This window comes from Flavobacterium sp. ASV13, assembly GCF_000745775.1.
In the GTDB taxonomy this organism is placed as follows: Bacteria; Bacteroidota; Bacteroidia; order Flavobacteriales; family Flavobacteriaceae; genus Flavobacterium.
On the sequence record NZ_JQJY01000009.1, the window covers coordinates 294449 to 307294 of the forward strand.

General features: G+C 33.0%; 10 protein-coding genes. 8 read left to right on the forward strand and 2 right to left on the reverse strand.

The window, feature by feature from the left end:
* Nucleotides 1-57: 57 nt before the first annotated feature.
* Nucleotides 58-1761 carry a lysine--tRNA ligase gene (gene lysS, locus GQ47_RS19395; RefSeq protein WP_035651947.1) on the reverse strand — a complete coding sequence of 568 codons (1704 nt, stop codon included), beginning with the start codon at nucleotides 1759-1761 and terminating at the stop codon, nucleotides 58-60.
* 346 nt (nucleotides 1762-2107) lie between these two features.
* On the opposite strand from lysS, the gene GQ47_RS19405 reads away from it, so the two are divergent.
* From GQ47_RS19405 to GQ47_RS19430, 6 genes are all read left to right on the forward strand, one after another.
* Complete coding sequence (locus GQ47_RS19405; RefSeq protein WP_035651952.1) at nucleotides 2108-2839, forward strand: hypothetical protein; 732 nt, start codon at nucleotides 2108-2110, stop codon at nucleotides 2837-2839.
* 86 nt (nucleotides 2840-2925) lie between these two features.
* Nucleotides 2926-3678 (forward strand): hypothetical protein, encoded by a 753-nt coding sequence (locus GQ47_RS19410; protein ID WP_035651954.1) that lies wholly within the window; start codon nucleotides 2926-2928, stop codon nucleotides 3676-3678.
* A 5-nt stretch (nucleotides 3679-3683) separates the two neighbouring features.
* Nucleotides 3684-4385, forward strand: coding sequence for a lipoyl(octanoyl) transferase LipB (gene lipB, locus GQ47_RS19415; protein WP_035651957.1), 702 nt, complete (start codon nucleotides 3684-3686; stop codon nucleotides 4383-4385).
* 20 nt (nucleotides 4386-4405) lie between these two features.
* Nucleotides 4406-5224: an AraC family transcriptional regulator gene (locus GQ47_RS19420; protein WP_035651960.1), complete on the forward strand. Its 819-nt coding sequence runs from the start codon at nucleotides 4406-4408 to the stop codon at nucleotides 5222-5224.
* A 79-nt stretch (nucleotides 5225-5303) separates the two neighbouring features.
* Nucleotides 5304-5903, forward strand: coding sequence for an NAD(P)H-dependent oxidoreductase (locus GQ47_RS19425; RefSeq protein WP_035651961.1), 600 nt, complete (start codon nucleotides 5304-5306; stop codon nucleotides 5901-5903).
* A 167-nt stretch (nucleotides 5904-6070) separates the two neighbouring features.
* Nucleotides 6071-6922, forward strand: coding sequence for a nuclear transport factor 2 family protein (locus GQ47_RS19430; protein WP_081909385.1), 852 nt, complete (start codon nucleotides 6071-6073; stop codon nucleotides 6920-6922).
* 33 nt (nucleotides 6923-6955) lie between these two features.
* Here GQ47_RS19430 and GQ47_RS19435 read toward each other — a convergent pair whose 3' ends face one another.
* The gene (locus GQ47_RS19435) at nucleotides 6956-7621 is read right to left on the reverse strand and encodes a ribonuclease HII (protein ID WP_035651965.1); all 666 of its coding nucleotides are present in this window, start codon (nucleotides 7619-7621) and stop codon (nucleotides 6956-6958) included.
* A 557-nt stretch (nucleotides 7622-8178) separates the two neighbouring features.
* On the opposite strand from GQ47_RS19435, the gene GQ47_RS19440 reads away from it, so the two are divergent.
* Together GQ47_RS19440 and GQ47_RS19445 are read left to right on the forward strand one after the other, a co-directional pair.
* Nucleotides 8179-11283 (forward strand): SusC/RagA family TonB-linked outer membrane protein, encoded by a 3105-nt coding sequence (locus GQ47_RS19440; protein ID WP_035651968.1) that lies wholly within the window; start codon nucleotides 8179-8181, stop codon nucleotides 11281-11283.
* A 10-nt stretch (nucleotides 11284-11293) separates the two neighbouring features.
* Nucleotides 11294-12841 carry a RagB/SusD family nutrient uptake outer membrane protein gene (locus tag GQ47_RS19445; protein WP_035652105.1) on the forward strand — a complete coding sequence of 516 codons (1548 nt, stop codon included), beginning with the start codon at nucleotides 11294-11296 and terminating at the stop codon, nucleotides 12839-12841.
* Nucleotides 12842-12846: the final 5 nt, after the last annotated feature.

Consider the following 12846-nt stretch of genomic DNA (forward strand, 5'->3'; position numbering starts at 1 on the left):
TGAAAAAGGAGCTTCAATAAAAGCTCCTTTTTTAATTTTGTATGATTTTAAAAGAATTTACCCCACCAATTCCACAAATTTAAACTCGCCGTCAACTACAACTTTAGTCAAACCATGTTTTGATAAGTTTTTCATAGAAGCATCCCATTTTTTACCGCTTAAGTTAGCCGTAACTTTAAGTTGTCCTAATTCCATTTTATTTTCATTTCCTTTCAATAAAGTAATGATAATTTTTTCTTCGTCAGACAATTCAATCTGAGCTAATTTTTTCTCAGGACGCATTTGAGGGAACAATAGAACTTCCTGAATAGAAGCATTATTCGTTAAATACATAATCAAACGATCCATTCCAATTCCCATTCCAGAAGTTGGAGGCATACCGTATTCAAGCGCTCTTAAAAAATCTTCATCGATAATTCCGTTTGCTTCATCATCACCTTTCGCAGCCAAACGCATTTGATCTTCAAAACGCTCTCTTTGATCAATTGGATCATTTAATTCAGAATATGCATTTGCAATTTCTTTACCGCAAACCATTAATTCAAAACGTTCAGTCAAATCTGGATTATCGCGGTGTTCTTTACAAAGCGGTGACATTTCTTTAGGATAATCAGTAATAAAAGTTGGCTGAATATAATTTCCTTCGCATTTAGCGCCAAAAATTTCATCAATTAATTTTCCTTTACCCATTGTTTTGTCAACCTCGATTCCCATTCCTCTTGCTGCTTCAAACAATTCTTCTTCTGTTTTTCCTGAGATATCAAAACCAGTAAAATGTTTGATAGAATCTGTCATCGTAACACGTGCATAAGGTGCTTTAAAGTTGATTTTGTGTTCGCCAAAAGTAACTTCGCTTGTACCATTTACAGCAATTGCACAATGCTCTAATAAACCTTCAGCAAATTCCATCATCCAGTTGTAGTCTTTGTAAGCTACATATATTTCCATTGCGGTAAACTCAGGATTATGCGTTCTGTCCATTCCTTCGTTACGGAAGTTTCTAGAGAACTCATAAACACCTTCAAATCCACCAACAATTAATCTTTTTAAATATAACTCATTCGCAATACGCATGTAAAGCGGAATATCAAGCGAGTTATGGTGCGTAATAAATGGTCTCGCCGAAGCACCACCAGGAATTGACTGCAAAACCGGAGTATCAACTTCAAGATATCCAGCATCGTTAAAATAACCACGCATCGCAGTAAACAATTTAGTACGTTTGATAAAAGTTTCTTTAACCTGTGGATTTACAGTTAAATCTACATAACGCATTCTGTAACGTAATTCAGCATCATTAAATGCATCGTGAACGTTTCCTTCTTCATCAACTTTTGGCAATGGTAACGGACGCAATGTTTTACTCAAGAAAGTAAATCCGCTCACGCGAATACATTTTGCACCAACTTGCGTTGTAAATAATTCACCTTCAATACCAATAAAATCACCTAAATCAGTTAATTTTTTAAATACTTGGTTGTATAAAGTTTTATCGTCACCTTCACACAAAACATCACGATTCACGTACAATTGAATACGTCCTTCGCTGTCTTGTAATTCAGCAAAACAAGCTTTACCCTGATCACGAACACTCATCAAACGTCCCGCAACGATAACCTTCTTACCCTCCTCAAATGTGTCCTTTATCTGCTTCGAAGTATGATTTACAGGAAAAAGATTAGCCGGATAAGGATTGATTCCTAAGTTGCGTAAGTTCTGAAGTTTTTCTCTTCTAATGATTTCTTGTTCTGATAATGCCATTTTGTGCTCTGTTTTTTAAGTGTGCAAAGATAGTTTTTAAGTCGCAAAGTTGCAAAGTCATAAAGTCTAAAGTTTTAGAAAAGAGTAATGTTTTTTATTAGAAGCAGAAAAAACAGTTTTTTATTGGCTCTTGTCCCGCTATTCGCTTGTATCTTTTCCTTCCGCCACGGCGGAAGAAAAAGGATACCGCTTCTATCGGGGCTAGATGAGAAATTTTTGTTTTCAAAAGATGTTTTAGTTGGAATGTTTATTCTTAACGCAATTACAAACAAAAAATCTGTAAGAAATAAACTAAAAGAAAACTTAGTATCTTAGTCACTCAGAATCTTAAAATCTTTTCAAAAAAATGAAATACATATCCGTTTTTTTTATCTTAATTTCTTTTGCAAGTTGCCAAATTACTGAAACTATCAATCTCAATTCAGACGGAAGTGGAACAATTGAATATTATAATCTTCGTGATGAGAACAGTTTTCAACAATTAGGAAGGCAGGATCTTAGATACGAAAAATTCAGAGACACAATTTTTACTTTTCAAGATTATATTACAAAGTATCATGAAACTTTTGTGAGATTTAGTAAGGTTGATCAAGCTTTGTTTACGGAACATGCGAATGTAAAAATGCATATCAAAGTAGATCCAATTCAAATGGAAAATTTCAATAGAGTATGGGTCGATTTCAAAAAAATAGATGAAGTGCCATATGTTTACGAAAGCCTCGGATTAGCAAATTCATTAAAAGAAAATTATCCGATACATAGAAAAAATTATAAAATAAAATACAGTTTTGATGGCGTTATTTTTAAAAGAAGTTTACAAATAATGGATCAGGAAAATTTTGAGAAAGACAAAAAAGAATGGGAGGAGAGAAAAAAAATATATTCGAAATATAAATTAGTGGAGTCGTATATTTTAAATTATCATTTTCCGAGAAAAATAAAATCGGTTTCAAATGAAAAAGTGATTCTCAGCTCAGATAAAAAATCATTAACCATAGAGTTTCAGCTTTCAGATTGTCTTCAAAACCCTCAAGTAACAAATTTAGAAGTGGTTTTAGAACCAAAAGACTTTCAATAAGCTAGACTTAGCATCTTAGAAGCTTAGTTACTTAGAGTCTTAAAAATAAAAATAGACTTCGTATCTTTGATAAAAATAAAACCATTATGAAATTATATAAACTTCTGTTTTTTTCTTTTTTACTAGCAACTTTAACAAGCTGTACTTTCACTGAAAATATTTATATCAACGATAACGGATCCGGGAAATTTTCTGTAGATATGGACGGTTCTTCTTTAATGCAAATGGCCGGCGATCAACTTGGAAGTCAAGTAGGAGCTGATGCCAAAAAAGACATTGATTCAACTTTTACTTTTAAACAATTGCTTGCTGAGAAAAAAGACAGCATCGCAAAATTATCTCCAGAAGTGCAAAAAGAACTGAAAAAGCTGGAAAACTTCGTAGTTACTACAAAAATGAGCGCAGAAAAAAAGCAGTTTTTAATGACTTTATCAACTGATTTTAAGAGCGTGAATGAACTTCAGGATATTTTACAGACAGCAAGTACACTACAAAAATTAGAAGGAGGAGCAACAGCAAATCCTCTTGGGAATGGTTTTGGAGACAATAAAAGTAAATTAAATTATACGTATGACGGAAAGAAATTTACCAGAAAAGCTACAATTGATCAGCAAAAATTAACAGAAAAGCTAAATGATTCGTCGGCAGATATGTCTAAAATGATTTTTGCATCGTCAAATTATATTGTGAAATATCACTTTCCAAAAAAGATTAAAAAAGTTTCTAATCCAAGCGCTTTATTCAGCGACGACAGGAAATCAATTACAATTCAATACTCTTTCACGGATTATATGGAGAATCCGGACAAACTTAACTTTGATGTTGAGTTTGAAAAATAATCAAAATGAACAAAAATATTCAACTTCAGGATCTGGGAAACAGAGACTATAAATCGACTTGGGAATATCAGGAAGAACTTTTCGCGGCTATTGTCGACTTAAAAATCAAAAACAGAAGAGAAGAATTAGATTTGCCAACACCAAATTATTTGTTATTTGTTGAGCATCCGCATGTTTATACATTAGGTAAAAGCGGTGATCTGGAAAATTTATTATTAAACGAAAAACAGCTCGAAGCAAAAGGAGCGACTTTTTATAAAATCAATCGTGGTGGTGATATAACGTATCATGGTCCGGGACAAATCGTAGGTTATCCTATTTTGGATTTAGAAAACTTCTTTACCGACATTCATAAATATTTACGTTTCCTCGAAGAAGCAATGATTCTTACCTTGGCAGAATACGGTTTAGAGTCCGGCAGGAGTGAAGGAGAAACGGGTGTTTGGCTTGGTGTCGGAACTCCGTTTGCACGTAAAATTTGCGCAATGGGCGTTCGTGCTTCACGCTGGGTAACCATGCATGGATTTGCCTTAAACGTAAATGTTGATTTAGGATATTTTGATAATATTATTCCGTGTGGAATTCGCGGAAAAGGCGTAACTTCTTTACACGTAGAGCTTGGTGTCGAAAAAGTCGATGAAGACGAAGTAAAAGCCAAAATACTCAAACATGTAGCTAATTTGTTTGAAGCTGAATTTATTAAATAAGTTTCTAAAATATATAAAGTATGAAAAATGCTGAAGAAAATAACAATTACAGAATTGCCGTTCCTTCAGCATTTGAAACTGTTTTTTCGCATTTCTACTTTGCTGAAAACAAAACAGAATTTCCCATAACCAAAACCTTATTGCCAAGTTTTCAAAGTATATTGGTTTTTAATTTCGGAACAAAATCATCTTTAAAATCGCAGCAGAATACTTTTCTGGAAATTGAAAAATGCGTTGTTTTGGGGCCAATCAAACAAGCTTTTGATTATACTTTAGAACCAGGTTCACAGATTTTAGTTGCCAATTTTAAAGAAGATGCTTTTTACAGATTCTTTGGCAATGCGCTTTTTGATTCTATGCCCATTCATCCCGATGATTTAATTAATGAAAACTGTTTTACTGTTTTATGGGAAGAACTTCAAAATATTCCTGATCCAAAAGAACGTGTCGCTTATATTTTAGATTTCTGCAAACCTTATTTGCGGGAACAAACGGCAATTACGACTCTTTTAAGCGATTTTCATGATCAGAATTTAAATCCAATAAAAACGATTGCTTCACAGATCAATCAAACTGAAAGAAACATTCAGTTGAATCAAAAAAAGATTTTTGGTTATTCCGTTAAAGAAGCCAATCGTTATGAAAGGTTTTTAAAGGCCATTGATCAAATTCAGAAAAATATTCTAAACGAACTAAAAATAGATTGGTTAACAATTGTTAATGAATGCGGATATTATGATCAAAGCCAGCTTATTCATGACTTTAAATATTATATGAATATTTCGCCAACAAAGTTCCTCAAATTTCAAAGCGATATCTGCAGTTCAAAACGGCAATAAGACCGATTTCGTTTTCTTACAATTACTCCTCAAACCTGTGTTATAGATTTGTCATGTTCAATCTTTAAAACTAGAAAACATGAAAAATTTAATTATTTACGCACATCCAAACGAAGCAAGTTTAAATCATTTCTTTAAAAACACAATCGTAGAAACTTTAGAAAAATCAGGGCAGGAAATTGTGGTTCGCGATTTAAATGAAATCAATTTTAATCCGGTTCTTTCTTTGCAGGATATGCAGGGGCAAAGAATGGGACAAGTTGCAGATGATGTAAAAACAGAACAAGATTTTATTTCGTGGGCAGACCAAATTATTTTTGTTTACCCAATTTGGTGGACGGGAATGCCGGCAATTATGAAAGGTTATATTGACCGCGTTTTTAGTTACGGATTTGCGTATCGATACGATCAGGGCGTTCAAAAAGGTTTACTGACAGAAAAAAAAGCCGTTATTGTAAATTCTCATGGAAAATCAAATGCTGAATATGAAGCAATAGGAATGGACAAAGCTTTGGAATTAACTTCGGATACCGGAATTTTTAAATATTGTGGATTAGAAATCAAACAGCACTTTTATTTTGATAAAGCTGACAGAGCTTCAACAGACAACGTTTTAGAATGGGAAAAGGAACTTAAAAATGCTTTTAAACTCATAAATGAAGTTTCTGTTTTTCAATAGAAATTTATTTTTCAAAGGAATAATTGAAAAAAAATCTAAAAATGTTCGGCTAAGAGCCAAGATTTTAAATTGATAGCAAATTACAGAAATATGATGATTTTCTAATGTTTTTATGGTAAATTTGGTTTTATACTTAAAATTTAAGCGTTAACTAAATCTAATATCTTATGAGAAAAATCTACTTTGTATGTTTTCTATTTATGCTTAATGGCCTTTTTGCTCAAAAGAAAGATAAATTATACCCAATTGCAGCTTATGAAAAGGTATGGCAAGAGAAAAATAGTGACGTCAGATTAAAAATGATTAAATCGATTTGGCTAGAAGACAGTACTTTTGAAGATCCTTCTGCTTCAATAAAAGGAACTACGGCGTTTAATAATGTCATCAATGAATTTTATAAAAAATTTCCAGATGCTGTATTGACATCTGGAGTAAAAATAGTGAAAGATAATTATGTAACCTGGGAATGGAAAATTCTGGATTCTAAAAATAATCTTATAATGGCAGGCCGAGATTTTGCCCGCTTGAATGGAAAAGGGCAAATAAGTAAAATAATCGGCTTTTGGGATAATTCAGCAACTTTGTCTGAAACGGATATTTTAAAAAATCTTGAAGTAGATAATCTTAAAGTTGTTGCAAAATATTATGAATGTCTTTTTAAAACAAGAGATTTTGATGCAATGGCAACTTTAATTGAAGATGGAGCAGTTTACACTCAGGCGACGGGACTTCCTTACGGCGGTACTTTTGTAGGGTTTGCTGAATGGACAAAAATGTTTGCAAAATCTGCAGAGTTTTTTGATTTGCAAATAGAGAAAGAACCAACATATTTTAGTGATGCTTCAAAAAATGAAGTAATCATTTATTTCACTATAAATTGCAAATCCAAAAAATCGGGTAAAAACCTTTCAATGCCAATTTCGGAACATTTTGATTTGAAAAACGGAAAAATTACGGCGATCAGACCTTTTTATTATGATACCAAACAATTTGCGGAATTCCTGAAAAGCAAGAAATAAAAAAAAGCGACCTTAATATATAGGTCGCTTTTTTTATTCAAAAAAATCCAGAGTCAGTTGATCAGGCAAAAGTCTGAAACTCATTCGATGATATTTTGTGGGGCCATATTTTTTAATAGCTTCTCTATGTTCTTTGGTTGGGTAGCCTTTATTTTGTTTCCAATTGTACATTGGGAATTCTTCGTGAATTTGATCCATATATTCGTCGCGATACGTTTTTGCCAAAACGGACGCTGCCGCAATACTTAAATATTTAGCATCACCCTTAATAATACTTTTATTTGGAATTGATTTTAGAAGTTCAATTTCGGTTGAAGAAAATTGTTTGCCAAAAGTGTTTTTAAGTCCAAGTTTTGCATTTAAGGCTCGGTTTCCATCAACAATAATATATTCGGGAACATGTTTTAATTTTAAAATGCATTCCTGCATTCCTTTCATAGAGGCATTCAAGATATTTATTTCGTCAATTTCTTCCGGAAATAAATGTGTGACAGCAAAACAGAGCGCTTGCTGTTCAATAATTGGTTTTAAAAGGGCTCTTGTTTTTTCAGACAGTTGTTTACTGTCATTTAAAATTTGATTTTCAAAAGTTTCAGGCAAAATTATAGCAGCTGCTGTGACGGGCCCGGCTAGACATCCGCGTCCGGCTTCATCGGTTCCCGATTCTAAAATAAATCCTGAGAAATTCTTTTCGAGCATTTTTAACCTTTTTGGATGGCAAAGATTATAAAAAATTAAATAAAAAGGCTTAGCGACGATTAAAAATTGAAGAAGGGATATAAAAAATCGAATAAATTATGTCATTTTTTGGGTTGTTTTTAGAGATAATATTTCATGTTTTTTACACTTTCTCTTAATAATTTTGTTGATAAGCGCTTTTTTTTTGAATTTTTTTAGGGCAACTATTAAAAAAACTTATAAAAAATGGATGTTTTGCCATGTTTTGCTCTTGTTTTTATCAAAAGTTTAAAAAACTCTACTGATTTAGAGAACTTAATAAAAGATATTGCTGTTTTTTATGAGTTTAACTATTTGATTTTCTTAAATGTTAAAATCTGTTAACGTTTTTAACTCAAAAAAATTATATTTTTTGATATTTTTGAAGGAAAAATAGTATTTAAAGTTTGAAATAGTTATATTTTCTGGGATTGGATTAAGCTTTTGTTAATAATCTTAAGGAAATTTAAGTACAAATAGTTTGTTATTTTAAGAAATAATTAAGATGTTTGTCGCATACTAATTCAAAATAAATTAAAATGAAATTAAAATTTAAATGGATTTTTACGCTCCTTGTAGCGTTATCTATGCAGTTTTCTTTTGCTCAGGAGAGAACTGTTACTGGAAAGGTATCTGATAAAACAGGTGTTATTCCAGGAGTAAATGTTCTTGTGAAAGGATCTAAAGCAAATACTCAGACTGATTTTGATGGAAGTTATTCTATCAAAGCAAAGACTGGTGATGTTTTGGTTTTTTCATATGTTGGTATGAACAACAAACAAGTTACTGTAGGGACTTCAAATACAGTAAACGTTGAGCTAGAATCTGAAGCACAATTAATGAATGAGGTTGTCGTAGTAGGTTACGGTGTTCAGAAAAGAAAAGAAGTTACAGGTTCTATTTCTAAAATTGCTGGTAACGACATCGCTAACTTAGTGACTCCATCTTTTGAAGGAGTATTAGCTGGTAGAGCAACTGGAGTACAAGTTGTAACTAACAGTGGTATTGTTGGAGTTGCTCCAAAAATTAGAATTAGAGGTATTGCTTCTATTTCTAGTGGAAGTGATCCATTAATCGTAGTAGATGGTGTGCCAATTCTTTCTGGTGATATCGGAGGTGTTGCAAACACAAACGGTTTAGCAGATATTAACCCAGACGATATCGAATCATTTGATATCTTGAAAGATGGTGCTGCAACGGCTATCTATGGATCAAGAGCTGCGAATGGAGTAATTTTGATTACTACAAAAAGCGGTAAAAAAGGAACTTTAAAAGTTAATTTCTCTTCAAATTTTGGTGTTGCAAGTGCAGCTAAAAAATACGATCTTTTACAGACTCCTGATTTCTTAACGATTGCAAATGAAAAAAGAACTAACAGAGGACAAGCTCCATGGGCTGTTGGAAGTACTTATAATACAGACTGGCAAAGTGCTGTTTTAAGAAACGCACCTCAAATCACTAACAACTTAGCATTTAGTGGTGGTTCTGATAAAACTAAATATTACTTATCTTTAGGTTATACAGATCAAGATGGTATCAACTTGGCAAATAGCATGCAAAGATATTCAGTAAGAGCTAATATTGATCAAGATATCAATAAATGGTTAAGCATTGGTACAAACTTAAGTGTTACTAGAACTGAGTACAATGGTTTAAATACTAGTGCTAGTGGACTTTCTGGAAATATCTTCAACACAATCAGACAATTGCCTAACGTGCCAATTTATGATGCAGCAAATCCAACAGGATATAACTTAACATTGCCATTAAGTACAAATACAGTTGGTAGATGGGATAATACAGATCCAGTAGGAGATAACATTACAAATATTCTTTATGTATTAGATCATAATAAATATTACTCAAAAGTTAACAGAACATTGTTAAGTCTTTTTGCTAACGCAAAAATTACTTCTGATTTAACTTACAAATTACAAGTAAGTGCTGATAACTCTATTACTGGTGGATTACAATACTGGAATCCTATTCACGGTGACGGACGTTCTAGAAATGGTTACCTGTACAATGATAATACAGAATACTTAAGATGGAACTGGCAAAATATCTTGAACTACAAGCATACTTTTGGTGAAAATCATAACGTAGGAGCTACAGCTGTTGCTGAGTACCAAAAACAGAGATATCAAAATTTCTGGGGGTCTGGAAGTGATATCATCAGTGATTTCTTCAACCAAAACTTAGTTACTAACTCATATGTTACTAAAGATTCAGGTGGATCTGTTACTGAAAATGGTATTATTTCTTACTTAGGACGTTTTACATATAACTACAAAGAAAAATACTTCATTCAGGGTTCTATCAGAAGAGACGGTATTTCTAAGTTAAGTGCAGATACAAGATGGACTAACTTCCCTGGAGTTTCTGCAGGTTGGACAGTTTCTAAAGAAGATTTCATGCAATCAATCAGCAGTACAGTTTCTGATTTCAAACTAAGAGCATCATACTCTAAAGTTGGAAATACTGAAATTGGAAACTATCCTTACATGGATTTAACAACTGGTTCTCCTTATGCAACTGCAAATGGTATTGGATATTTCCAATTTGGAAATCCTCAATTACAATGGGAATCTAGTGAGAAAATTGACTTTGGTGCTGATTTCGGATTTTTCAATAATCGTTTGACTATTGGTTTTGATTACTACAGAAACAATATCGATAAATTAATTTTGGCTGTACCGGTTTCTCCATCATTAGGTGTTCCGTTTAATACAACAAACAAAAATATTGGTAAATTATATAACCAAGGTTTAGAGTTCGCTGTTGGTTTCAAAGCTATCAACAACCAAAACTTCAAATGGGATGTATCATCAAACTTGACTTTGTCTAAAAACGTAGTTACTGACGTATTTAATGGTCAAGATATCATTGGAGGATCTTCAACAGATACTAACATTGCACCAAATATCATTATTAGAGAAGGTGAATCAATGAACTCTTTATATGGTTTCAAATATTGGGGAGTTAACAAAGCAAATGGTAACCCAGTTTACTACAAAGCTGATGGTAGTTTAGTTCAAGGAAACATTCCAACATCTACTTACTATGTTTTCGATCCAAACAATCCAGCTGCATTAACAACTCCAGCTACTTTAAGTGCTGCTACTGATAAAGTAATTTTAGGTAATACATTACCAACTTACTATGGATCTTTATCTTCTAGCATGAAATATAAAAATCTTGATTTCGGATTTATGTTCAGATTCAGTGGAGGAAACAAAATTTTCAACTCTACAAGAAGAGAGTTGATGAACCAAAACTTCAACAACAACGGAACAGAGATCTTAGGAAGATGGCAAAGTGTTGACAATCCTGGAGACGGATGGACTCCAAGATTATGGGCAAGTTCAAATACATTTACTAACCTTTCTGGAAACGCGAGTTCTCGTTTCGTAGAAAAAGGAGATTTCATTTCTTTAGATAACATTAGCTTAGGTTATACTTTACCTAGAATCTTGTTAGATAAAATCCAAGTAGAAAACTTCAGAATCTATGTTCAGGCTCAAAATATCTGGTTAATTTCTGATTACAAAGGTATTAACCCTGAAATGGAAACATCTGGAGTAGATATCAATGGAACTCCACGTTCTAAAGTTATATCAATGGGAATAAATGTTAGTTTATAATATGAAAAATATGAAAAATATAATAAAATCAATTTTACTTTCTGCAGTAGTACTTGGGATGAGCTCATGTACTGAAGAAAAGATCTTAGACCTTGTACCTATAAATAACGTTCCAACTGACCTTGCTTTTACAACTCCAACTTATATAGAAACTTATATGGCTGGTGTTTACAATGCTGCAGCTATTGGTACTTACAACAGTGGTACTTCAAATGGTGGTAGAGGATACGTATGGGGAGCTGCTTTTGTTGAGCAAGGTGAATGTATGGGAGAAGATGCAGTAAACAATGCTACTTTCTACCAATTAACATATACTCAAACTTACGATCCAACATCTGCAAATAACGTTTACTACTGGGTTGACGGTTACAGATTAATCAACAGATGTAACTTAATGATCGAAGGAGTTAATGATGCAGTTGCAAAAGGTGTTATTACTAAAGCTGTAGGTGATGACTATATTGGTCAATCTAAATTTTTAAGAGCGATTACACATTTTGAGTTGTTGAATTATTTTGCTAGACCTTACAACCATACTGCAGGAGCTACCCATTTAGGTATTCCTTACAGAGAAGTTGGTGTAAATACTCAAGCAGAAATTGATTCTGAAAATGCAAAACCTAGAAATACTGTAGCAGAATGTTATGCTAAAGTACTTGCTGATTTAGATGATGCTGAAAAATTAATTACAACTGCAACTACTTCAAGAGCATCTAAAAATGCTGCAATTGCTTTCAAAACGAGAGTTTATCTTCAAAAAAGAGACTGGGCAAATGTAGTTGTTGAAGGAACTAAATTAAATGGTAAATATACTTTGACTGCTAAGCCAGGTGACCCATTTGTACCAGCTAGTAACTTAACAAACTCAGAGTCTATTTTCTCTATCGCTCACTCAGCTACTTCTAACCCTCAGGTTAATGCTGCTTTAGCTAGTATCTTGAACAGTAGAGCTTTAGTTAACATTAGCCCAATCATTTGGAGAGAACCAAAATGGTTAGTTGATGATAAAAGAAGAGAAGAAGGTGTTATGATCAAAACTGTTGCTGGTAGAAAATATACTAACAAATATTCTGATATTGTTAACTTGACAGATGCTGCTCCTGTTATTAGATATGCAGAGGTTTTATTGAACATGGCAGAAGCTCAAGCTCGTTTAAATACTGCTTCAAGTTTAACTTCATCTTTGGCTTTATTGAACCAAGTAAGAAACAGATCGTTAGCTAATCCTTTAACTCAAGCTTATACTGCAGCTACTTTAAATACGCCGCAAACTTTAGTTCCAGCGATTCTTATTGAAAGAAGAATTGAGTTTTTAATGGAAGGTCGTAGATGGTCTGATATCCACAGATTACAAAATGATGATATTGCTCCAATCAACGGTATTCCTGCAAAACTTGCTAATGCTGCTCCAGCTGCTGCATTATACACTTTAGGAACTGCTTACCCAGGTCCATTTGGTGTGCCAGCTTTGCCTTATACTGATTACAAATTCATTTGGCCAATACCACAAATTGAAATGAATACAAACCCAGGTTTAGGACAAAACCCTAACTGGTAAGAAAT

Excerpts from the sequence above, each read along its gene's own strand:
- lysS (WP_035651947.1), bottom strand. The coding sequence starts at position 1,761 with ATGGCATTATCAGAACAAGAAATCATTAGAAGAGAAAAACTTCAGAAC.
- GQ47_RS19405 (WP_035651952.1), top strand. The coding sequence starts at position 2,108 with ATGAAATACATATCCGTTTTTTTTATCTTAATTTCTTTTGCAAGTTGC.
- GQ47_RS19410 (WP_035651954.1), top strand. The coding sequence starts at position 2,926 with ATGAAATTATATAAACTTCTGTTTTTTTCTTTTTTACTAGCAACTTTA.
- lipB (WP_035651957.1), top strand. The coding sequence starts at position 3,684 with ATGAACAAAAATATTCAACTTCAGGATCTGGGAAACAGAGACTATAAA.
- GQ47_RS19420 (WP_035651960.1), top strand. The coding sequence starts at position 4,406 with ATGAAAAATGCTGAAGAAAATAACAATTACAGAATTGCCGTTCCTTCA.
- GQ47_RS19425 (WP_035651961.1), top strand. The coding sequence starts at position 5,304 with ATGAAAAATTTAATTATTTACGCACATCCAAACGAAGCAAGTTTAAAT.
- GQ47_RS19430 (WP_081909385.1), top strand. The coding sequence starts at position 6,071 with ATGAGAAAAATCTACTTTGTATGTTTTCTATTTATGCTTAATGGCCTT.
- GQ47_RS19435 (WP_035651965.1), bottom strand. The coding sequence starts at position 7,621 with ATGCTCGAAAAGAATTTCTCAGGATTTATTTTAGAATCGGGAACCGAT.
- GQ47_RS19440 (WP_035651968.1), top strand. The coding sequence starts at position 8,179 with ATGAAATTAAAATTTAAATGGATTTTTACGCTCCTTGTAGCGTTATCT.
- GQ47_RS19445 (WP_035652105.1), top strand. The coding sequence starts at position 11,294 with ATGAAAAATATAATAAAATCAATTTTACTTTCTGCAGTAGTACTTGGG.